Origin of the sequence: Paracoccus sp. P2 (genome assembly GCF_046335115.1) — a bacterium.
Lineage (GTDB): Bacteria > Pseudomonadota > Alphaproteobacteria > Rhodobacterales > Rhodobacteraceae > Paracoccus > Paracoccus pantotrophus.
In genome coordinates, this window is sequence record NZ_JBGOSN010000195.1 from 1 (window position 1) to 518 (window position 518).

At 63.5% G+C, this 518-nt stretch carries 1 pseudogene; it reads left to right on the top strand.

Going from position 1 to position 518, the window contains the following annotated elements:
• A pseudogene (locus ACDP63_RS25170) lies at positions 1–518 on the top strand (IS5-like element ISPko1 family transposase); the annotation flags it as partial.

Sequence of the window (518 nt, forward strand, 5' to 3'; positions counted from 1 at the left end):
ATCAAAGTCGAGGGCGAAGGCGAGTGGCACGCCCGCAAGCATGGTGGACCCAAACGGCGCGTCTGGCGCAAGATCCATCTCGGGATCGACGAGGAAACACTGGAGGTTCGCGCAGTCGAGGTCACAGGGAGCCATATCGGCGATGCACCGGTCTTACCCGACCTGCTCAACCAGATCCCAGCGTACGAGCAGATCAGCAGCGTCACTGCCGACGGTGCCTACGACACCCGCAAATGCCACGATGCAATCGCTGACCGCGGCGCCCGCGCTGTCATTCCGCCTCGCAAGAATGCCAAGCCGTGGAAGACCGTCACCGCCGGCGCGGTCGCACGAAACGAAGCGCTGCGGGCATCGAAATACCTCGGTCGTGCTCTCTGGCGACGATGGAGCGGATACCACCGCCGAAGCCGCGTCGAAACGAAGATGCACTGTGTGAAACTGCTGGGGCAGCGCCTCATGGCGCGGGACTTCGACCGACAGGTCGCGGAGCTTCAGGTCCGTATCGCCGTTCTGAACGG